The 22,302-nt window shown below is 66.9% G+C and carries 15 protein-coding genes and 1 pseudogene; 5 read left to right on the top strand and 11 right to left on the bottom strand.

From position 1 onward, the window contains the following. Positions 1-8: 8 nt before the first annotated feature. From INQ40_RS02960 to INQ40_RS02950, 3 genes are all read right to left on the bottom strand, one after another. Positions 9-431: a VOC family protein gene (locus INQ40_RS02960; protein ID WP_194341642.1), complete on the bottom strand. Its 423-nt coding sequence runs from the start codon at positions 429-431 to the stop codon at positions 9-11. Positions 432-483: 52 nt separating this feature from the next. Next, positions 484-1,299 carry an NAD(P)-dependent oxidoreductase gene (locus tag INQ40_RS02955; protein ID WP_194341640.1) on the bottom strand — a complete coding sequence of 272 codons (816 nt, stop codon included), beginning with the start codon at positions 1,297-1,299 and terminating at the stop codon, positions 484-486. A gap of 93 nt (positions 1,300-1,392) precedes the next feature. Next, positions 1,393-2,079 carry a serine/threonine protein kinase gene (locus INQ40_RS02950; protein WP_194341638.1) on the bottom strand — a complete coding sequence of 229 codons (687 nt, stop codon included), beginning with the start codon at positions 2,077-2,079 and terminating at the stop codon, positions 1,393-1,395. A gap of 90 nt (positions 2,080-2,169) precedes the next feature. Here INQ40_RS02950 and INQ40_RS02945 point away from each other — a divergent pair, with 90 nt between their 5' ends. Beyond that, the gene (locus INQ40_RS02945; RefSeq protein ID WP_194341636.1) at positions 2,170-4,161 is read left to right on the top strand and encodes a bifunctional DedA family/phosphatase PAP2 family protein; all 1,992 of its coding nucleotides are present in this window, start codon (positions 2,170-2,172) and stop codon (positions 4,159-4,161) included. 18 nt (positions 4,162-4,179) lie between these two features. On the opposite strand, the gene INQ40_RS02940 is transcribed toward INQ40_RS02945, so the two are convergent. The 3 genes and pseudogenes from INQ40_RS02940 to INQ40_RS02930 form a co-directional block, all read right to left on the bottom strand. Beyond that, a complete protein-coding gene (locus INQ40_RS02940; RefSeq protein WP_194341634.1) occupies positions 4,180-4,779 on the bottom strand; it encodes an LON peptidase substrate-binding domain-containing protein in 600 nt (199 codons plus the stop codon). A 9-nt stretch (positions 4,780-4,788) separates the two neighbouring features. After that, complete coding sequence (mpl, locus tag INQ40_RS02935) at positions 4,789-6,195, bottom strand: UDP-N-acetylmuramate:L-alanyl-gamma-D-glutamyl-meso-diaminopimelate ligase (protein ID WP_194341624.1); 1,407 nt, start codon at positions 6,193-6,195, stop codon at positions 4,789-4,791. 7 nt (positions 6,196-6,202) lie between these two features. Continuing rightward, positions 6,203-6,780 (bottom strand): annotated as a pseudogene (locus INQ40_RS02930) (adenylate kinase). Between the two features lie 160 nt (positions 6,781-6,940). Here INQ40_RS02930 and INQ40_RS02925 point away from each other — a divergent pair. Beyond that, on the top strand, positions 6,941-8,197 hold the full coding sequence (locus INQ40_RS02925; protein WP_194341623.1) for a 6-phosphofructokinase: 1,257 nt from the start codon (positions 6,941-6,943) through the stop codon (positions 8,195-8,197). Positions 8,198-8,272: 75 nt separating this feature from the next. Further along, positions 8,273-10,300, top strand: coding sequence for a sodium-translocating pyrophosphatase (locus INQ40_RS02920; RefSeq protein WP_194341621.1), 2,028 nt, complete (start codon positions 8,273-8,275; stop codon positions 10,298-10,300). 95 nt (positions 10,301-10,395) lie between these two features. Here INQ40_RS02920 and INQ40_RS02915 read toward each other — a convergent pair whose 3' ends face one another. Beyond that, a complete protein-coding gene (locus INQ40_RS02915; protein WP_194341619.1) occupies positions 10,396-10,947 on the bottom strand; it encodes a hypothetical protein in 552 nt (183 codons plus the stop codon). Positions 10,948-11,106: 159 nt separating this feature from the next. Then, complete coding sequence (locus tag INQ40_RS02910; RefSeq protein WP_194341617.1) at positions 11,107-12,645, bottom strand: M91 family zinc metallopeptidase; 1,539 nt, start codon at positions 12,643-12,645, stop codon at positions 11,107-11,109. Positions 12,646-12,855: 210 nt separating this feature from the next. On the opposite strand from INQ40_RS02910, the gene ppa reads away from it, so the two are divergent. After that, positions 12,856-13,407: an inorganic diphosphatase gene (ppa, locus tag INQ40_RS02905; protein ID WP_194341615.1), complete on the top strand. Its 552-nt coding sequence runs from the start codon at positions 12,856-12,858 to the stop codon at positions 13,405-13,407. Positions 13,408-13,622: 215 nt separating this feature from the next. On the opposite strand, the gene INQ40_RS02900 is transcribed toward ppa, so the two are convergent. The 3 genes from INQ40_RS02900 to INQ40_RS02890 form a co-directional block, all read right to left on the bottom strand. Then, positions 13,623-16,448, bottom strand: coding sequence for a TonB-dependent receptor (locus tag INQ40_RS02900; protein WP_228482095.1), 2,826 nt, complete (start codon positions 16,446-16,448; stop codon positions 13,623-13,625). An 89-nt stretch (positions 16,449-16,537) separates the two neighbouring features. Further along, the gene (locus INQ40_RS02895) at positions 16,538-17,446 is read right to left on the bottom strand and encodes a helix-turn-helix domain-containing protein (protein ID WP_194341613.1); all 909 of its coding nucleotides are present in this window, start codon (positions 17,444-17,446) and stop codon (positions 16,538-16,540) included. A gap of 154 nt (positions 17,447-17,600) precedes the next feature. Then, a complete protein-coding gene (locus tag INQ40_RS02890; protein WP_194341611.1) occupies positions 17,601-19,946 on the bottom strand; it encodes a winged helix-turn-helix domain-containing protein in 2,346 nt (781 codons plus the stop codon). A gap of 578 nt (positions 19,947-20,524) precedes the next feature. Here INQ40_RS02890 and INQ40_RS02885 point away from each other — a divergent pair. Continuing rightward, positions 20,525-22,255, top strand: a complete 1,731-nt coding sequence (locus tag INQ40_RS02885; protein WP_194341609.1) for a dihydroxy-acid dehydratase — start codon at positions 20,525-20,527, stop codon at positions 22,253-22,255. The last annotated feature ends 47 nt before the right edge of the window (positions 22,256-22,302 follow it).

Raw genomic sequence — 22,302 nt, 5'->3', positions numbered from 1 at the left:
GCGAGCCGCTACCACTGGCCGGTATTGGGCATTGAAGCCCACGGCTCCGCAGGCGGCAGGCGCTCGCCTTTCTGCAGCAACTCGATGGAGATCCGGTCCGGTGAGAGCACGAACGCCATCCGTCCATCGCGCGGCGGACGGTTGATGGTCACGCCCAGCGACTGCAGGTGCGCGCAGGTCGCGTAGATGTCGTCGACTTCAAAGGCGAGGTGGCCGAAATTGCGGGCATTGCCGTAATCCTCGTCGGATCCCCAGTTGTGGGTCAGCTCGATCTCGGCGTCCGGATTCTCCGGCGCGCCAAAATACACGAGGGTGAATTGGCCCTCCTCGCTGTCCATCCGCCGGGTCTGCTTCAGCCCCAGGCCTTCGGTGAAAAACCGGCTGGTCGCGTCCAAGTCATGGACGCGCAGCATCGCGTGCAGGTACTTCATCGAATTCTCCTCATTGGCGCGAAAAGCGCGCGATGGATCGGTGTGGACCCGGCTACAGGAACAGGTCGGGCAGGAGTTCGCGCGATGGATCAACCGCGTAGCCGGAGAAGTCCTCCACTCCGGCCTCGGCCAGCACGTCGTCGTCGATCAGGAACTGGCCATGGAACCCGGCGGCCTCGCGCACCAGGACGGCGTGGGCGGCATCGGCGACGATCTCCGGGGTGCGGCAGCCAGCCATGTCGACGCCGGGAATCATGTTCAGCGCGTCGGTGGCGATGATCGTGCGCGGCCAGAGCGCGTTGACGGCGACACCCTGCGGGCCGAATTCGGCGGCCAGGCCGATGGTCACGAAGCTCATCCCCATCTTGGCGAGCGTGTAGCCGGTGTGCGGGCCCCACCACTTGGGGTCCAGGCTGGGCGGCGGCGCGAGACTGAGGATGTGCGGGTTGGGCGCCTTCAGCAGGTGCGGCAGGCAGGCCTGCGCGCACAGGAAGCTGCCGCGCGCATTCACCTGCTGCATCAGGTCGAAACGCTTCATCGGCGTGTCGAGCGTGCCGCGCAGCCAGATCGCGCTGGCGTTGTTGACCAGGATGTCGATCCCGCCGAACGCTTCCACGGTTGCCGCGACGGCGGCCAGGACCTGGTCCTCATCGCGGATATCGCACTTGAGCGCGATCCCTTTGCCGCCGGCGGCGTCCACCTCGGCGGCGACCGAATGGATCGTGCCGGCCAGCTTCGGGTTGGGCGTGGAGGACTTGGACGCGATGGCGACATTGGCGCCGTCACGCGCGGCGCGAAGCGCGATGGCGCGACCGATGCCGCGCGAGGCGCCGGTAATGAACAGGGTCTTGCCGGACAGGCTGGACATGGCAGCTCGACTGGTGAGGGAAGGTGGCCATTGTAGGCCGGCGTCCCGGGATCAGCGCAGTCGATCAGCCGCGTCGATCAGCGGATCGCCCTGTCACGGCTGCGGGCCGCGGCCCTCGTTGTCTTCCCACTTCAGCAAGCGTCGGGTGACGAACCGATAGACCGGCTTGCCGGTGGCGAACCACGCGTCGCGCACCCACGAATGGCGCTTGAGCACGCGCCGCTCCACCGGCGTGATGTGCTGCGGGCAGTAAGTGCGCTTGTGCTTGAGCAGATGGCGCAGGTCCTCGCGTGCAAGCAGGCGCATCCATCGCGAGCGCGGGTTGCCGCGGACCGCCAGCTGGAAGTCGATGATGCCGGGGCGGCCGTCGTCCAGGACCAGCCAGTTGGCCTCCTTGGCCAGGTCGTTGTGGGCCAGCCCGCAGCGGTGCAGTTGCCGCAAAAGCCGGCGCGCCTGACGGAAGTAGGCCAGGTCGTCGTGCGGCGGCGCCAGGTACATCGGCGCGCCTGCCATGTAGCTGCGGTCGAGCCGGCGGCCATCCCAGTTGAGCAGAAGCGGCACATCCTGCATGCCGATGACACGCTGCAAACCGCGCGCCTCGCGCCGCGCCAGCCACCACGCCGGCAATCGCAGCCACAGCGGCACATGGCCCAGATCGCGGCGCACGAACACGCCCTGCGGATCGCGCATCAGGGAGATGCGGCCGAAGCTGTCGGCCTTGAGCGCCTCGATCTCGACGGCTGCGTCGGCGGTATCCAACGGAGGTTTGCTGATGGACATGGAGCGCAAGTCTACGGACTTGCCTCCAGCGCGCGCCATGGCGACCTCTTTGCATGCGCCCGTCGCGCTGGCCGCTGCCATAATGCGGCGATGAATTCCGCGTGGCTCGAAACCATTACCGAGTGGATCGGTACCCATCCCATCGCAGCCGGCGCGCTCATCTTCCTGATCGCCTTCTGCGACGCGCTGGTGATCGTCGGCATCGTGGTACCGGCCCTGCCGCTGCTGTTCGCCGCGGGCGCGCTGATCGGCCTGGGCCACGTCAACGGACCGTATGCCCTGGTATGCGCTGCAGCCGGCGCATTTGCCGGCGATGGCTTGAGTTACTGGTTCGGCCGCCACCTTGGGCCGCAGCGGCTGCGCGCGCATTGGCCGTTCCTGCGCTACCCGCAATGGCTGGATCGCGGCGAGACGATGTTCCGCCGCCACGGCGTCAAAAGCATCCTGATCGCGCGCTTCGTCGGCGCGGTGCGCCCATTCGTGCCCGCCATCGCCGGCATGCTGCACATGCCGGTCAAGCGCTACGCGATCCCCAGCGCGTTCGCCGCGCTGGTGTGGGCCGGGCTGTTCCTCGCCCCGGGTTGGGTGCTCGGCGCTTCCTACGACGCGGTCGCAGCAGTGGCCGACCGGCTTGCGCTCGCCCTGGGCGGACTGGCCGTCGCGGTGGCGCTGGTCTGGGCGATGGTGCTCTACAGCTGGCGCTGGTTCGCCCAGAATGCCGACGTGTCGCTCGCGCGTTTGCTGGCGTGGACCCGCCGCCATCCCAAGCTGGGCCGCTACGCGCGCGCCCTGGTCGACCCGAACCGCCCCGAGTCCGCCTCGCTGGCGATGCTGGCGGTCTCCCTGCTGGCGATCAGCTGGGGCTGCTTTGCGCTGTTGGCGACCCTGCTCGCCAGCGGCGGCCCATTGGTGATCGACCACCACATCAACGCGGTGATGTACGGGTTGCGCAACCCGCTCGCCGATGGGCTGATGGCCGGCCTGGCGAGCCTGGGCGACATGCAGGTGCTGGGCTCCGCCGCGGCCGTGGCGCTGGCCTACCTGTTGTGGCGGCGGCGCTGGATGGCCGCCGCGCACTGGCTGGCTGCGCTGGTGTTCGGTTTGGCATTGACCGCGCTGCTGGAGGCGGTGATCGACATGCCGCGCCCGCCGACCGCGCCCGCAGGTTTCGGATTTCCGTCGGTGACGGTGACGATGACGACCATCGTGTTCGGCTTCTTCGCTGTGCTCATCGCGCGCGAATTGCCGGGGCGCAAGCGCGTCTGGCCCTACCTGCTGGCGGGCGTGATCACCGCGGTGGTGGCCTTCGCGCGACTGTATCTGGGCGCGCACTGGTTCAGCGACCTGATCGGCAGCGCGCTGTTCGGCCTGGTCTGGCTGCTGATCCTGGGGATCGCCTATCGCAGCCATGTCGCCCGCTCGTTCTGGATGCGCCCGCTGGCGGCGGTGTTCTACATCACGTTCATCGCCGCGGGCCTGTGGCACGCACCGGGCGCAGCCGACCGGCTGCTGCCCTTGTTCGAGCCCGCCGCGCCGACCACCTACGTGGAACGCGACACCTGGTGGCGCGACGGCTGGACTAACCTTCCAGCGCAACGCAACGAAAACGACCCCCGCCGCCGCTGGCCGCTGGACGTCCAGGTCGCCGGCTCACTGGCGCCGCTGCAGGCCGCCCTGGAAGCCGCCGGCTGGCAGGTCCAGCCGCAGGCGGACTGGGCCGCGACGCTCAACCTGCTGGACGACGACACGCCGATTGGCGAGCAGGTGGTCCTGCCGGCCACCTTGGATGCGCACGCCGAAAGCCTGCTGATGCTCCATCCCGGGCGCATTCCGCACGAGCGCTATGCGCTGCGGCTGTGGTCGGCGCCGGTACTGCTGGAAGACGGCGCGCCGCTGTGGCTGGGCACGACCCAGACCCTGCACCTGGCCAAGCCGCTCGGCGCGGCGGTGTTGTGGCTGCCGCGACCACACGACGGCGAGGCCCACGCGCTGGTGACTGCCGCCCTGGAGGGCTTCGACATGCAGCAGGGCCTGCACCCAAACAACGGCGTCAACGTGCTGCGCGTGCGCACCGGGCCCTGACCGGCGCTGGACCCGGCCTCAGGTTTCGTCGGGCAACAGCACCAGCAGGCGGTCCAGGCGCTCATCGGGATCGTCGATCTGCAACAGCTGCTGGCGTTGCTCATCCTCCAGCGGCAACAGCTCGGCCAGCCGCCAGCCGATCCACGACGCGTCATCGAACAGGGCCTGATCGGCCTTGGCGTACTCGCCGCCGAAGCGCTCCAGGATGCCGCGCAACAAGGTCGACAGCAGGCCGTGTTCGGGCGACAGCAGGGATACGGGCTCCGGCTCGCACCAGTCGATCCGCGCAACCTGCAGGCCATTGTCGCGGATGCGCACATCGCGCACCCGGAACCGGCGTGTCCCGCGCACCTGCAGCGTGAGCAGGCCGTCTTCACCCAGGTCGAAATCCTCGATGCGCGCTTCGGTGCCGTAAGCCGCCGCGGCGCCCCGGGCCTTGCCGTCGCCCTCGTCCTCCAGGATCAGGCAGACGCCGAATCCCGACTCGTTGCGGCCGCACTCGCGGATCATGTCCAGGTAGCGCGGCTCGAACACCCTCAGTCCCAGCGGCGCGCCCGGCAGGAGCACCGTGGGCAGCGGGAACAGGGGAAGCGTGTCGGGAGCGGCTTCGATGGGCATTGCCCCAGCCTAGCGCATTGGCGGCCGGTCCTGAAGCGCGGCCAGGAAGCGGCGCGGCGCATTGTCAAAACCGCCATTGGACATGAACAACACGTGGTCACCGGGACGGACCCGTGTGATCAGGTCGGCCACCAGGCTCTCGACGTCCGGCGCCGTGCTGCCTTCACCACGCAGCCCCGCGACCACCGCACCCGCGTCCCAAGCCAGCTCGGGACGATGCAGGAACACGACCGCGTCCGCCTGTTCCAGCGACGGCGCCAGCGCATCGGCGTGCGCGCCCAGCCGCATCGAATTGCTGCGCGGCTCCAGCGCGGCGACGATGCGCGCGTCCCCGACCCGCGCGCGCAGTCCGGCCAAGGTAGTCGCGATCGCGGTCGGGTGGTGGGCAAAATCGTCGTGGACGGTGATGCCGGCGCACTCGCCCACCCGCTCCATCCGCCGTTTGACGCTGCTGAACGCTGCCAGCGCCGCGAGCACGTCCGGCAGTTCGACGCCGACCTGGTGCGCCGTCGCCAGAGCGGCCAGCGCGTTCATGACGTTGTGCCGGCCCAGCAGGGGCCAATCGACCTGACCCACTTCCACGCCATCGTGGATGACAACGAAGCGGCTGCTATCGTCGGCCAGCAGGCGGGCCGTCCAGTTGAATGCAAGCGCCGGCGACACCGGAGCGACGGCCGCCGCGGCATCCAGGCCGAAGGTCTGCACCCGCGTCCAGCAGCCCATCGCCAACACCTCGGCCAGGTGCGCGTCCTCGCCATTGACGACCAGGCAGCCGCGGCGCGGCACGGTCCGCACCAGATGGTGGAACTGGCGCTGGATCGCCGCCACGTCGGGAAAAATGTCGGCGTGGTCGAACTCCAGGTTGTTGAGGATCGCGACCAGCGGGCGGTAGTGGACGAACTTGCTGCGCTTGTCGAAGAACGCGGTGTCGTACTCGTCGGCCTCGACCACGAACTCGCGGCCCGTACCGACGCGCGCGGAGACGCCGAAGTCCTCGGCCACGCCGCCGATCAGGAAGCCCGGACCGCGGCCGGCGGCCTCCAGCAGCCACATCAGGATCGAGGTGGTCGTGGTCTTGCCATGCGTGCCGGCGACGGCGAGCGCGTCCCGCCCCGGCAGCACGTTCTCGGCCAGCCACTGCGCACCGGAGGTGTACGCGCGCCCGTCATCGAGCACCTGCTCGACCGCCGGGTTGCCGCGCGAGAGCGCGTTGCCGACGACGACCTGGTCGCAGTCAGCGGAGATGTTGCCCGGCTCGTACCCCTGGCGCAGCTCGATGCCCAGCGTTTCCAGCAGCGTGGACATCGGCGGGTACACCGCCTGGTCGCTGCCTTCCACCTGATGGCCCAACTCGCGGGCGAGCGTTGCCACGCCGCCCATGAACGTACCGGCGACGCCAAGGATATGCAGTTTCATCGCGCGATCAGCCGATCTCGGGCACGGGCTTCAACGCCGAGATGATCCGCGCGAACACGTCGTCCAGCGAACCGACGCCGTCGACGACGCTGAGCTTGCCGCGCTGGCGGAAGAAGTCGACCACCGGCTCGGTCTGGTCCGAGTACACCTTCAGGCGCGTGCGCACCGACTCGGGCGTGTCGTCGGCACGGCCTTCGGCCTTGGCGCGGCCGGCGATGCGCTCCACCAGCAGTTCGGAAGGCACGTCCAGCTGCACGGCCGCGTCCATCGGCTGCCCGATGCGCTCCAGCAGAGCGGTCAACGCATCGGCCTGGGCCAGGTTGCGCGGATAGCCGTCAAGGATGAAACCGCCCTTGGTGTCCTCCTGGGAGAACCGGTTTTCCAGCATGCCCAGCAGGATCTCGTCGGAGACCAGTTCACCGCGGGCCATCACTTCCCTGGCCTCGATGCCCAGCTTGCTTTCGGCGGCCACCTCGGCGCGCAGCAGGTCGCCGGTGGAAATGTGCGGAACCTGCAGGTGTTCCTTCAGGCGCACGGCCTGGGTGCCCTTGCCGGAGCCGGGGGGCCGAGAAGTACCAATCGCATCGCTGTCTCCTGTGTCTGAATATGGCGCTGGCCAGGGCTGTGTACCTGGGCCACACGGGGCCGGCGCTACACTCGCAGCAGCCTCTCAACCAGCCCGGCAAACGGCAATCAGCTTAACGCATCCTTGCCGGCCGCCGGCATTCATATTCCTGGAATCCCCATGCCTTCTGGAACACTGCTATACGCCCAGTCCGGCGGCGTCACGGCCGTCATCAATGCCACCGCCTCGGCGGTCATCCAGACCGCGCGCAAGCGCAAGGTCAAGGTGTTGGCCGCGCGTGACGGCATCCTTGGCGTGTTGCGCGAGCAGCTCATCGACACCTCCAAAGAGTCGATCGCCGACATCCGCGCCCTCGCCCACACCCCCGGCGGCGCATTCGGTTCGTGCCGGCTCAAGCTCAAGTCGCTGGAGGAGGACCGGGCGAAGTACGAGCGCCTGATCGACGTCTTCCGCGCCCACGACGTGCGCTGGTTCCTCTACAACGGCGGCAACGATTCGGCCGACACCGCCTTGAAGGTCTCCCGCCTGGCCGCCGAGTACGACTACCCGCTGCACTGCATCGGCGTGCCCAAGACGATCGACAACGACCTCGCGCTGACCGACTGCAGCCCGGGATTCGGCTCCGCGGCGAAATACACCGCGGTGTCGGTGCGCGAGGCGGCGCTGGACGTCGTGGCGATGGCGGAGACCTCCACCAAGGTCTTCATCTACGAGGCGATGGGCCGCCACGCCGGCTGGCTGGCCGCATCGGCCGGGCTGGCCGGCGACGGTCCCGACCAGGCGCCCCATCTCATCCTGTTGCCGGAACGGAGCTTCGACGAGGCCGACTTCCTGGCCAAGGCGAAAGCCACCGTCGAGCGCGTCGGCTATTGCGTGGTGGTTGCCAGCGAAGGCATCCGCGACGCCGATGGCAGGTTCATCGCCGACGCGGGCGGTCGCACCGATTCATTCGGGCACAAGCAGCTTGGCGGCGTCGCCTCGCATCTGGCCGGTCGCGTGCAGGACACGCTGGGTTACAAGGTCCACTGGGCGCTGCCGGACTACCTGCAACGCTCAGCGCGGCACCTGGCGTCCAAGACCGATCTGGAGCATGCGCAGGCGGTTGGCACCGCCGCGGTGGAATACGCGCTGGACGGAATGAACGCGATGATGCCGGTGATCGTCCGCACCGCCGACGCGCCCTACCGCTGGAAAGTGGAAGCCGCGCCTTTGTCGAAGATCGCCAACAAGGAAAAAACCCTGCCGGCCGGCTTCATTCGCCGCGACGGCTATGGGATTACCGCCAAGGCGCGGGCCTACCTCGGCCCGCTGATCCACGGCGAAGCGCCGCCGCCGTATGGCGCGGACGGACTACCCAGGTACGTCACGCTGAAAAACGTGGCCGTACCCGCATTGCTTGCGCCCTGGCACGAATAAGGGGTTTCACGCTGTGCCATAGTCGCGGGGCAATCGGAAATTCCACGTAGTCCACTTCTATCTGGGGAGGAGTTCATGCTGGAGCATTACGGTCTGTACCTGGCGCTTGGCTGCGCCGTCATCGCGATCCTGTACGGGATCATCTCGGCGCGTTGGATCAACGCGCAACCCGCCGGCAACGAACGCATGCAGGAGATCGCGGGGGCGATCCAGGAAGGCGCACGCGCGTATCTCAACCGGCAATACCTGACCATCTCCGTCGCGGGGGTGGTCCTGTTCGTTGTGATCGCCCTGATGCTGGGCTGGTGGACCGCAGGCGGTTTTGCATTGGGGGCGATCCTGTCGGGCGCGGCCGGCTACATCGGCATGAACGTGTCGGTGCGTGCCAACGTGCGTACCGCCGAGGCCGCGAGGCGCGGCATCGGTCCGGCGATGGACGTGGCGTTCCGCGGCGGCGCCATCACCGGCATGCTGGTGGTCGGACTGGGCCTGCTCGGCGTGGCCGGATACTGGCTGCTGCTGGCCAGCAGGGGCATCGTCGGCGAGCCGGCTTTGCACGCGCTGATCGGGCTGGCGTTCGGCTCCTCGCTGATCTCGATCTTCGCCCGGCTGGGCGGCGGCATCTTCACCAAGGGCGCGGACGTCGGCGCGGACCTGGTCGGCAAGGTCGAGGCCGGTATTCCCGAGGATGACCCGCGCAACCCGGCGGTGATTGCCGATAACGTCGGCGATAACGTCGGCGACTGCGCCGGCATGGCGGCCGACCTGTTCGAGACCTACGCGGTGACGGTGATCGCCACGATGCTGCTGGGCTACCTGATGGTGGACCAGGTCGGCCCCAATGGCGTGCTGTATCCGCTGGTGCTGGGCGGCGTGTCCATCATCGCCTCCATCATTGGCACGCTGTTCGTCAAGGTGAAGGCTGGCGGCTCGATCATGGGCGCGTTGTACAAGGGCGTGATCGTGTCGGCGGTGCTTTCGGCGATCGCGTTCTACCCGGTGACCACGATCCTGATGGCCGATTTCAGCGGCGGCACGATCAACCTGTACTTGTGCGCGCTGGTGGGGCTGGCGCTCACCGGCGCGATCGTCTGGATCACCGAGTACTACACCGGCACCCAGTACAAGCCGGTGCGCCACATCGCCCAGGCATCCACCACCGGCCACGGGACCAACATCATCGCCGGGCTGGGGATCTCGATGAAGTCCACCGCCTGGCCGGTGCTGTCGGTGTGCGCCGCGATCTGGGCCTGCCAGATGCTGGGCGGTCTCTACGGCATCGCGACAGCGGCGACGGCCATGCTCTCGATGGCGGGCATGATCGTCGCCCTGGATGCCTATGGCCCGATCACCGACAACGCCGGCGGGATCGCCGAGATGGCCGACCTGCCGCCTGAGGTGCGCGACATCACCGACCCGCTGGACGCGGTCGGCAACACCACCAAGGCGGTGACCAAGGGCTACGCGATCGGTTCGGCGGCGCTGGCGGCACTGGTGCTTTTCGCCGACTACACGCACAACCTGCAGACCCACAATCCGGGCGAGATATTCACCTTTGACCTGTCGGACTACCGGGTGATCATCGGCCTCCTGATCGGAGGCCTGATTCCGTATCTGTTCGGGGCGATGGCGATGGAGGCGGTCGGCCGCGCGGCCGGTGCGGTGGTGGAGGAAGTCCGCCGGCAGTTCCGCGAGATTCCCGGGATCATGGCCGGCACCGCCCGGCCGGACTACTCGCGCGCGGTCGACATGCTGACCAGGTCGGCGATCAAGGAGATGATCCTGCCGTCACTGCTTCCTGTCGCGGTGCCGATCGTGGTGGGACTCGTACTGGGGCCTGTGGCACTGGGAGGCGTTCTCATCGGGACCATCGTCACCGGGCTGTTCGTGGCGATCTCGATGACCACCGGCGGCGGCGCCTGGGACAACGCCAAGAAGTACATCGAGGACGGCAACTTCGGCGGCAAGGGCAGCGAAGCCCACATGGCCGCGGTGACCGGCGATACGGTCGGAGATCCGTACAAGGACACCGCCGGCCCGGCGATCAACCCGCTGATCAAGATCATCAACATCGTGGCCCTTCTGATGGTGCCGCTGCTTTGATGGGCGGTCGCGCGTAACTGTGGAAAGCAGTAAAAAAGCCCCGCTTCGGCGGGGCTTTTTCCTGGGCGGCGTTCACTGGATTGCCGCGTGGACCGTCAGCGCGAGGACTCCACAAACGCGCCACGCTCCAGGTCGAACCACGCCGTGCACAGGCGTTGCTGGCTCTCCACCACGGCAAACGACGCGCGCCACAGGTCAACTTCGTCAACCTTTTCGCCCGCGCTGAAATCGGCCTCGGTAAACGGCGCGACGCCGACGCACCAGCGCAGCCGGTCGCCCTCAAGCGACATCGGCAGCGCGAACTGGAAGTTGCCCTCGAGGCTGGCCCCCGCGGCCACCCTGGCCGCCAATGGCGTCGGCGGAGATGTCGGTGCCGGAGCCGGCAAGGGCAAGGCTTCGTGGCTGAGAGTTACGCCCCCCTGCTCGTCCACGGCGAAGTACGGGGTCGGCACCGCGCCCGCCGTGTGCTTTCGGGAGAGCACCGCATGGCGGTCGCCACGATCAAACACCGCCACAGCTTGATTGCCGGTGTTCTCGATCCGGTAAGCAACCTTCAGCAACCGCTGCGATGGCGAATAGTCGAAGCTGGCCTTTACCGAAGCGAGGCTTCCAGTGGCTTCGGTGCTGACAGCGCGGCTTGCAGACATTGAATCAGGCTCCGGAACTCGCGGGGATGGGTTGACCGCTGCGGAGGCACAGCCCGCTGCGAAAACGACCACTGCGGCGAGGGCCGCCGCAGTGGTCGATCGTGGCAGGGGTCGGCCGTTACGTGGATTGGACATGCAGACTCCGCGTTTGGCCCGATCTTACAGGGTGTAGTTCGGCCGGTCCGGCAAGCCCAGCTCCTGACGGAAGCCATTCTCGGTCAGATGATGGGGGTTGGCGGTGGTGGGCGGCGTGGACGGATCACCGTCGAAGTCGAAGGCGGGAGCGCTGGTCTCCAGACCAACGGCTTGGCGCTCGGCGTTGGGCACGCTGCCCGAATCCGGGCCTTCGCCGCGATAGGTACCCGGCTGGAAGGTGCCGGTGACACCGTTATAGGCATGCGACATCTCGTGGTAGAGCACGCCGATCGGAGTCGGGAAGGCGTCCATGTGGAAGCTCGGGTTGTAGCTGATGGTCACGTTGCCGCCAGCACCCGCGCGACCGTTGACGATGTCCGCGTCGCGGCTGAAGGTCTGCGCGTAGCCGTTCTGCTCGCTGGCCAGCTCACGGATGGTGACCACGTTGCCCTTCTTCTCGGCCGCGGCGTCGAACTCCGCCAGCATCTTCTGCCCGACCGGCGAGGCGCGCAGCATGTCCAGCTCCGCACCGATGCGCTGGGTGAACGCCTCCGAGCCCTCGACCTTGATGCTCTGGCCGAGCGAGGAGTCGATTTCCACGTTGACCACCGTGTCATTGGCCGCGGTGGCGGAGTTGATCAGGTTGCCCACCGATTGCGCGTGAATGACATTATTGCCACCGGCGGTGTCGACCCGGTTGTTGCCCGAGCCGGTGTAGATCACGTCGTTGCCGGTCCCGCTGCGGATCACGTCGTCTCCGCGTCCGCCGGAGATGATGTTGTTGCCGTTGCCGCCGTGGATGACGTCGTTGCCCGCTCCGCCTTCGATGAAATTGTCGCCGGCGCCGCCGTGGATGGTGTCATCGCCATCGCCGCCGTGGATCACGTCCACCGCGCCGCCGCCGTGGATGGTGTCATTGCCGCTGTTGCCGAAGATGTCGTTACGGCCACCGGTGGTAATGATCGTGTCGTCACCGGCGCCGCCATCGATGCGGTCATCGCCCGCGCCGGTCTGGATGAAGTCATTGCCCTCGCCACCGTCGACCACGATGTTGACCTTGACGTTGGGCGCGACGCAGATCACGTCGTCACCGGCGCCGGCACGGATGGTCAGCTCCTGGCTTTCGCCCAGACGCATCTCGTACTGCTCGCCGTTGACGGTGACATCCAGAGTTCCATCGTCGCGCTGGCCGACATTGACGCGGTCATCGCCCGCGCCGGTGGTCAGCACCAGCTGGTCGCTACTGACGTAGGTGCGGCCGTAGCCGGCGTCGGCCATGGTCTGCTCGCGGGTGATCTCGACCTGCTCGCCCTTGTGGATCTCGGCGCGCTCGACGGTCTTGCCGTCCGGCGTGCTGTCCGGCGGCAACGGCTTGCCACGCGAGCTGCCCTGGATCTCCACCGCATCGGCCGATTTGCCTTTTCCCTCGCCCACCGGGTCTGCCGTGGAGACGCAGGTCGGCGGCGCGGACTCGCGCGCGGCCGGATTGTTCCAGTAGTCGTTCGACTGCAGGCGCGGATCGGTGTGGGACTGGGTGGCGGACGGGTTGAGCGACAGGGACATGTCAGGTACCGGTTCAGTGGACTTGCCCTATAGATACGCACTGGTACGGAGCGCGCCAAGCTGGGGCATACCCGAGGGCGATCCGGCCGCCAAACCAAAAAATCCCTTGAAGTGCCGGCAGCATTGCCGTTGCTGCATCGCAGCAGCTGGACGGGTAAAATGGCCGGCTTTCCCGGCGTCGCAACCGACGCCCTACCTCCTGGAGCAATCATGGGTCTGGACCACGTCACCACCGGCGACAATCCACCGGAAGAAATCAACGTCATCATCGAAATCCCGAAGGATGCCGAGCCGGTGAAGTACGAGGTCGACAAGGAATCGGGGGCGATTTTCGTCGACCGCATCCTGTCCACGCCGATGCGCTACCCGTGCAACTACGGCTACGTGCCCAACACCCTGTGTGGGGATGGCGATCCCGCGGACGTGATGGTCATCCTGCCGCTGCCGCTGATCCCGGGATCGGTCATCCGCTGCCGCCCGGTGGGCGTGCTGAACATGAGCGATGAGGCCGGCAAGGACGAGAAGATCCTCGCGGTGCCGGTCGCCGCGGTGTTCGCCGGTTACGCCCACATCCACGACATCGACCAGGTGAGCCCGCACTGGTGCGAGCGCATCGGCCACTTCTTCGAGCACTACAAGGATCTGGAGAAGGACAAGTGGGTCAAGCTGGACGGCTGGGGCAACGCCGCCGAGGCGAAGGCCGTGCTGGTGGATGCGATGAAGCGTCATGAGGCGGATGTGGCGGGCAAGCCGGCACGCTGACCCCAGAGCTCTGGAAGTGAAAAAAAGCCGCCCAATGGGCGGCTTTTTGTTGTTGCAGCGCGCGGGATTGCGCTTGGTGGAACCAAGGACCGCATTACCCACTCGATCGCCGCGCAGAACCGGAGCGCGCAAGTCCGCCACCTCCATCTCACCAACGAAAAACGGCCCCGTTACCGGGGCCGTTTTCCTTGTTACTCAACTGGTCAATGAACCGATCAGAAGTTCTGCTGGTACTTCAGGTACATGAAGCGACCGATGTCGTAGCCGCCGTAGTACGCGAAGTTCGAGTTGGGCTGGCTGTGCATGATCGGGCCGTAATGGCCGAACACGTTGTTCGCACCGATCGACACCTTCGCATTCCACGGAGCCTTCCAACCGACCTGGACGTCGTGGAACGTCGAGCCGCCTACGCGGTTGTACTTGACGATCTTGCCGTTGGTGTCCGGAGCCTGGTACTGCGGAATATTGCAGCGATCCAGATAGCAGTTGTCCTTCGTCCCGGAGTAGTAGCGCATGCCCCACGACGCACTGAAGTCACCCTGCGACCAGCTCAGGTTGGCGTTGGACCGCACGCGGAAGTTGCTACCAAATCCGTTGTACTGGGAGGGCACAACGTCAACGTCATCCGTCTGCCGCTGTTCGTACTTGCTGACGTAGGTGGACTGCCAGTTGAGGCCGAACCGACCGTAGTCCGTGTCCATCCGATACCCGACATCAAGGTCAAAACCTTCGGTCTCGGTGTAGCCGGCGTTACGCATGCCGTAGGTGAGGTCGGTGACAATTCCCAGCACCGGATCGCGGCTGAAGTTGTTGCAGCGCGACTCGATCCCGGCAATGTAGCAGTCACGCAGGATCTGGTTGGGGCTATCGGAAACCACCGTATCGGTGATCTTGATGTTCCACCAGTCCAGGCCAACGCTGAGGCCCTGCACGTAGTTCGGGCTGTATACAAATCCGATGGTCTTGGACTTGGCCAGCTCAGGCTGCAGGTTCGGGTTGGAGCCGCTGGTGAACGGCACCGGAGTCTGATCCGCTTCGCTGTCCACCGGGATGAAGCCCTGCTTCAACTGGCGGTAGTTCGCTGCAACGTCCTGCAGGCATCGTGCACTGCCGCGTGCGGCACCGTAGATGCTGTCGCACGGATCGCTGAAGTTCGTGGTGAAGGTCTGCGAACCGCCGCCGTACAGGTCACTGATGGTCGGGGCACGGAAGCCGTCAGCCCAGGTTCCGCGGACGAGCAGGTCGTCGAACGGACGCCACTTGAAGCCGAACTTGTTGTTGGTGGTGTCACCGAAACTGTCGTAGTCCGAATAGCGGCTTGCGACGTTGAGGGTGAGCTCCTTGGCAAACGCGACATCAGCCAGCACCGGAATGCTCAGCTCGCCGTAGAACTCGTCAAGCGTGTAGCGGCCGTAGGTGTTGCCGGACGCAAGGTTGGTCGAGTCACCAGTCTGTGCAATCGCGTCCGGTGAGAATCCGCCCTGTTCCTTGCGGGTCTCGTAGCCGATCGCAAAGCCAAGGTCGCCAGCGGGAAGCGTGAACAGCGAGCCCGCCAGGTTGGCGAAGTAGCTGTTGGTCTGCGTCGAGCCGGTGGCGTGCTCTTCCTTGAACAGGTAGCCGATCACGTTCGGGTCGTCGAGGGAGTTGGCGACCGCACCGGTACCGAAGCCCGCAAACGGGTTCCACGGCACGCAACCCGCGATTTCAGCACCGGGGGTGCCGCAAACGACCTTACCCTGACCGTTGACGAACGACGGACCCACGGCATTGGCGACATTCGGGATGTAGAAGTTGCCGTTGTTCGTGGTGGTGAGATTGGTCTCGTTGTACAGAGTGCCAACATCCCAGTCGAAGTAACGATCGGCCAGCTGGAACGAACCTTCAATGGCTGCGGTGAAACGCCAGGTGGTCAGATCGCTCTGCGTGGTGCGGGGGGTTTCCCAGCCGCGGCGGCGCCAATCGATATCGGTGCCCGGGACCGGGTTGAAGGCGCTGTCGCCAGACATTGGCGTATCGAACGCCGCAGACTGCATCGGGTAGCCCGCAATCTGGCGGAACGAGTCGCGCTGATTGTAGGCAAGGTCGCTGGCGAAGCGAATGTTGTCGGTAATTTCCCAGTTGGCGCTGGCGAACAACGAGCGACGCTCCTGAGGGGTACGCAGATGCATCTGGTCCGATGCGCGGCTGGTGTCGGCCGAAGTCTGCGGATGGAAATCGTCCGCGCCGATGGCATCGCTACCCCGGTTTGGAGCCATCCACTTGCCGGATACTTCGTCGTACCAGTTACCCCACTGACCCACGGTGGTCAGGCTTGCGCTCGGATAGCCCGGACGCGTGTCCTCGGAGAACCAGCGATCCTTCGCCCAAACTGCGTCTTCCTGATGGTACTCGGCACCGATGGTGACCGAGCCGCGATCGCCGGAGAAGCCGGTGACGAAGTCGTAGTTCTGGACGGTACCGTCGCCCTGGCCGTACTGGCCGTAGTAGGCGTTGACTTCCGCGCCATCGAAGTTGCTGCGGGTGATGATGTTGATCACGCCAGCAATCGCGTCGGAGCCGTAGATCGAGGACGCGCCGTCCTTCAGGACCTCAATGCGCTCGACAACCGCCGACGGAATGGTGGAGACGTCCTGGTAGCCGCTGGTGCTGATACCCAGACGCTTGCCGTTGATCAGTACCAGGGTGCGCTGGGCGCCAAGGTTGCGGAGGTCGATGTACGAACCACCGGCTTCCTGGTTGGCGGTCAGCGGCGAGGCGCGGCTGAACGCAGGAGAACCGGCAGCAGAGATGTTCTGCAGGATGTCGGCGACCGAGCTGAAGCCCTGGTTCTCAATGTCTGCACGCGAAATCATCAGGACCGGCTGTGCGGTCTCGACGTCGACCTGGCGGATACGCGAGCCGGTGACTTCAATGCGGTCAAGGGTGGTGGCCTGGGAAGCCGGGGCTTCCTGTGCGCCGGCAATGGCCGGCACAAGTGCCACTGCGACAGCGGCCGGCAGCATGCCGAGACGCAGCGCGGGGCGCAGATTGCGGTAATTCATCGGGGTCTATCTCCAATAACGTTATGGGCGTGTTAAACGCCCCGAACACGCTACGACCCAAACCCCTTTGCTGCTTTGCCCGGGACGGTCTATGACTTTGCCGATCCTGTCCTCCCGGTAAGGGCCGCTGCTTTGCGGTAGTTGGTCGCCGAGGTCTGGTAACGCGCCCGGAACGCCCTGGCGAAGCTGCAGCAGTTGTCAAAGCCGGACGCGGCGGCGACCTCCCCGACCATCATCTGGCTGTCGCGCAACATCTCGGCGGCCTGCTCCAGGCGCATCCGCGCCGATGCCGACTGCGGGCTTTCGCCGTACAGGCCATGGAAGGTCTTGGAGAAATACCAGCTGGAGAAGCTGGTCAGCTCCGCCAGTTCGCTGATGCGAACGACCCGGTCGCGATTGCCGTACAGGTACATGTGCGCGCGCTGCAGGCGGCCGAACACCTGGCGCTTGCGGCGGCGCGACCGGCCCGGGCACAAAGGGATGCTGGCGCTCATCTCGCTCTGCATGGACGCCAGCTTCAGCAGCAAAGGCCGCAGGATGCCGACAGTGGCTGCGGCGTCCAGCGCGGGTGAACCCGAGAGGCGGCGGGTGGCAGAGCGCCACAGTGCGAGGAACATGCGCATCTCGTGCAGGCGCAAATGGCCCCGTCCCGGGTAGAGACCCGGCTCGGCCATGTCCGCGGCGGCGTGCATCATCTCGCTGCCCAGGCCAAGCCCGATGCACACTCCGTGACGGTCCGACTGGATGGCCGGCCGGGAGTCGCGTTCGAAGGCGATCCAGTCGCCGCGGCGCAGGCGGAACCTGCCTTCGCGGGCTTCCACCCATGAGCTGCCGCGCACCTGGACCCACACGGTAAAGACCGTGGCCGGCAATTGCAGGCTGCCCAGGCGCGAGACGCCCATGCGGCGGACCTGCGATTCGTTGTCTGAACTCTCTACCTGCAATTGCTGGCCGCGATCGGCCCACAACAGATTTTCCAATGCGATCTCCTGGGACATGTGCCTGACGAGGCCGGCATCTTTACGCGATCAGCCCGGAGAGTCCCGTCGGTTTGCCAACATTTGCCCGAAATTGTGCCGAATCAGCTGCCGACAAAAGTCCGAAGGCAATTTACCATTGAAATTCAACGGCTTGCTGAACGAACCTGGGCTGTTATTCGGGCGCAGACACTCTGGAAAAACCGATGTCGCCCCGGTCGTACTCCGCCAGCGCAACAAACAGGTCGCCGGTGCGCGGACTAAAAGTGAGCGCGCGCGTCGATGCTCGACGCTCCTGGTCCAGGCAGAGGGAGGTGTCCTTTGGGTCGCGCTCGACCGACGCCGCTTGGGGAGCCTGGACAAGCAGCGCCGGGCAAGCAGGCGTGCGTCGCACCAGGAACACGCCGCCGCGATCGGTTGCCGCCCAGGCGTGCTGCCATCGCGTCACGCCTCGTGGCAGCTGCACCGGGCGGATGCTGCCCGCGCTCAGCTCGGTGTCGACCTGCCACAGGCCGGGATCGCCCCCGCGCGTGAAGATGACCCGCTTGCCCGGCGCATCGACCTGCAGCCGGGTGACGTTGTCGATGGTCGCCAGCGGTGTGGAGGGCCGGGCTGCATCGAACAGGTTCAGGCGCAGTCGACCCTCGCCGTGGTCGGCCAACACCAGCAGCCGCTGGTCCGGGCCGTCGGGCCCGGGTGCGAATGCCGCCTGGACCGGCGCGCCGACCCGCAGCGCCAGGCGGGTCATGCGTCCGCTGTCGGGAAACACTTCGAAGACCCCGGCCTGGGCAGTTTCCCCGGGTCCGGAGTCGGCCGGGGTACCCACCAGCAGCACGCGCTTGCCGTCGCTGGACCACGCGGCCGGCTGGCGGGTATCAGGCTGGATCCCTTCCAGCATGCGCAGCGACGCCGGGTCATCCACATCGGCCCACCACAGGCCGAACGGACCGGCCCGGTCGGACGCAAACACCAGCTGGCGGCCGTCCGGGGCGATCGACGGAACCCGGTCGCGGCCGGAGGACGCAAAAAGCCGCTCGCCGGCGCGCTCGCCATTGACGCTGAAGCGGTAGATGCCGAAGCGGGGATGACGCAGCACGTACGCAAGCGAGCCGGCGTTGCGCGCGGCCGCCGGCTGCTCGCCGTCTTCCACGCCCAGTTCGACATGGTTGCCACTGGCGATGTCGAAGCGATACAGGCGGCTGATCCCGTCGATGCGCCGCGCGTAGACCAGCGTGCTGCTGTCGGCGAGCCAGTCCCAGCCGCGGATCTCGCCGCTCATCCTGGTCAGCCGCTCGGCCTTTCCACCACTGGCCGCGACGCGCCAGAAATCGCCCAGCGGTGAATTGCGCAGGAACACGATCCAGCGGCCGTCGGGCGAGTAGCGCGGGGAACGGTCCAGGCGATCCGGATCGGCGTCGTAGTCAAGCGCGCGCACCTCGCCGCTGGCCAGATCGAGCACCTGCAGGCCCGCGATGGCGTCGCGATCGAGGATGAATCCGCGGCCATCCGGCGTCCAGCCAAAACCCGGCTGGCTGTCGGGATCGCACTGGGCGACGGTGCGCTCGCCGCGACCGGTCGGGCGTATCACCATCAGCCGGCAGTCCTGGCCCGGCGTGACCCGCAGGAAGGCGATCTCGTGGCCTTCGGGCGACCACTGCGGGGAGGAATCCTCGGCCATACCCTGCGGGAAGGTCAGCTGCCGGGGCGCCACCGGAGCAGTGGTCTGCAGCATGATCGCAATGTTGCGCTGCCCTTCCGGAACGGCCATGTATACGACCTGTCCGCCGCCGGGACTGAGCGAGGGCGCCAACTCGAAGCCCGGAGCGGACGTGATCAGGAACGGCTCGATGCGCTCAGCATTTGCGGGCGGGGTGGCAGCCGCCTCGGCCGGCGGCGGGTCCGGGATTTCGGGCGCCTGCCGGGACGTCATCCACCAACGGCCAAGCAGCGCCACGATCAGCACAAGTACCAACAGCGCCGCCACGATCACTGCCGGCCGCCAAAGGCTACGGGGGAGTTCGGACGGGTGGCTGGGTGGCGCAGATGGCACGCCGGTCGGGCCCGTACCGGTGGGGGCCACGGCCTCGCCAGTCGGCGGTGGCCGCGCGCTGGCAGGCTCCGGTGCGATCGCTCGACTGCCTGCGCCAGTGCCGGTCGCCGGCAGCGTCGGCGTGTCTAGGCTTTCGACCGGCGCCAGCAAGCGGTAGCCGCCCTTGGCGATGGTCTCGATGTAGCGCGGATCGCCGCGGACTTCCTGGAACGCCTTGCGGAGCTGCGTCACGGCCTGGGTCAGCACGTCGTCGCTGGGATGCGTGTCGGGCCAGACCTGCTCGAGCAGCATCTCGCGGCTGACCACGCGGTCCGCGCTGGCTGCCAGCACCAGCAGCACGGCCATCGCCTTGGGCGTTACCCGGAACGGCCTGCGTGCGCCCGGCGCATGGATCTCGCGTGACAGGACGTCGACCGTGCATTGACCAATGCGCAGTCGTTCAGGCGGGGAGGACGCGTCAGGCAGCAACATGAATGCGTCGGATTATCCGGATCCGCGCCGGATATTGCATGTGCCCAAAGTCCACTACCGACAGGGTCGGCAAACAGCTGGGCGTGATGCGGCAAACGAAGGCACCCGGTGATACTTGGTCGCTAACGGTTATCCCGAACGGTTCACCTCCCCATTTCGCGCAATTCCGCCGCGGAAGGCTGTCCGGACAAACACCTGGCGCAGCGCTGCTCTCTGCGTGGGCGCAGTCCGCCGGAACTCTCTGTCTTGAAGACTTGACAATCCTGATCGACCCATGCTTAGGTCGATCCATGACGCAGCGCAGCATCCATCGCAGCAAACCCATCACAACCCTGACCACGGCACAGGCCCCTGCGGTCGGCCGCGGCAGTGCCGCGCCGACCACCGGCCTGCTCATTCTCGTAACCCTCCTTATTACCCTCCTTTCAGGCGCGGGGTTCGGGTACGTGTAGACCACACAGACCCAGTAACAGGAACCGGACCCCGCGCCCCAAAAAGGCGCGGGGTTTTTCGTTTCAGGACTCCCGATTCCGTCCACCCACCCAGCCGGACCCGCCGGCAGCGAAAGGAAAGACAACGTGAGAAGCAACGCCATCAAGTCAGGTCCCGCCCATGCCCCGGCCCGCGCGATGCTGCGCGCCACCGGCATGGACGATGCGGCGATCGCCAAGCCGCTGGTCGCCGTGGTGCACACGTGGACGGACGTATCGCCGTGCAACATCAACCTGCGCGACCTGGCACGGCACGCCGCCGACGGCGTCCGCGAAGGCGGCGGTACGCCGGTCGAGTTCAACACCATCGCCGTCACCGACGGCATCGCCATGGGCAGCGACGGCATGCGGGCCTCGCTGGCCTCACGCGAGACGATTGCCGACTCGATCGAGTTGGCGGTGATGGGTCACTGCCTGGACGCGATGGTGCTGCTGGTGGGCTGCGACAAGACCATCCCGGCGGCGGCGATGGCGGCGGCGCGGCTGGATATCCCGACCGTGATCCTCTACGGCGGCACGATCATGCCGGGCAAGTGCCCCACCGGTGAGCGCTCGCTGACGGTGCAGGACGTGTTCGAAGCGGTCGGCGCACATGCCGCCGGGCACATCGATGACACCGAGCTGGCCAATGTCGAGCGCCACGCCTGTCCGGGCGCGGGTGCCTGCGGCGGCCAGTTCACCGCCAACACGATGGCGATGGTGCTGACCTTCCTGGGCCTGTCGCCGCTACAGCTCAACGACATTCCGGCGACCCACGCAGACAAGCCGGACGCGGCGCATGCCTGCGGGCGGATGGTGATGGAGCAGCTGGGCCGCGGTGGTCCGCTGCCGCGCCAGTTGCTGACCCGCACATCGCTGCGCAATGCCGCCCGCGCAGTGTCCGCGACGGCCGGCTCGACCAACTGCGCGATGCATCTGCTGGCGATCGCCCACGAGGCCGGCGTGGCCTTCGACCTGGAGGAGTTCCAGCAGGCATCGGCGGTCCCGGTTATCGCCGACCTCAAACCCGGTGGCCGCTATACCGCGGCAGAGCTGTTCACTTTTGGCGGTGTCGCCCTGGTCGCCGATGAGCTGCGCACCGCCGGCCTGATCGACGACATGCCCACGGTCACCGGCCGCAGCCTGTTCGAGGAGCTGGACGCGCTGCCCGCGGCCGCAGAGCAGGACGCGGTCCGGCGGGTGTCCGATCCGATAAAGCCGACGGGTGGTTTCTCGATCCTGTACGGCGATCTCGCCCCCGAAGGCTGCATCGTCAAGCTGGCGGGCCACGGCCAGGACCATTTCGCGGGGCCGGCGCGGGTGTTCAACTCCGAGGAGAGCTGCTTCGCCGCGGTCCAGGCGCGCAAGGTCAACGCCGGCGACGTGGTCGTGATCCGCTTCGAAGGCCCGGCCGGTGGCCCGGGCATGCGCGAGATGCTGGCGGTCACCGCCGCGCTGGTGGGCCAGGGCTTGAGCGATGACGTGGCCCTGATCACCGACGGCCGATTCAGTGGCGCGACGCGCGGCTTCATGGTCGGTCACGTGTCGCCCGAGGCGGCGCATGGCGGCCCCATCGCCAGGATCCGCGACGGCGACCGGATCAGCATCGACGTCACCACCCGACGCATCGACGTCGATGCGGACCTCGCCTCGCGGACCCCCGCGCGCATCGCCCCGCGCGTCACCACCGGCGTGCTCGCGAAGTACGCGCAGCTGGTCAGCTCGGCCTCCCTGGGCGCGGTCACCGCACCCGGCCCACTGAGCGGCCGCGGCATTCCGGCAACCCTCGTTGGCACCGATACGGCCGCGAAGCCCGAAGCCGAACTGGCGACGACCTGAGTCCCGGCGCGAATCCGATCAACCCCCTCTCCGCTCACCTCTCTTTT

It is taken from the genome of Lysobacter sp. H21R4 (genome assembly GCF_015277535.1).
Taxonomy (GTDB): Bacteria; Pseudomonadota; Gammaproteobacteria; order Xanthomonadales; family Xanthomonadaceae; genus Novilysobacter; species Novilysobacter ciconiae.
The sequence above is the reverse complement of the archived record's forward strand: the minus strand, read 5'-3'. Positions and strand labels throughout refer to the sequence as shown.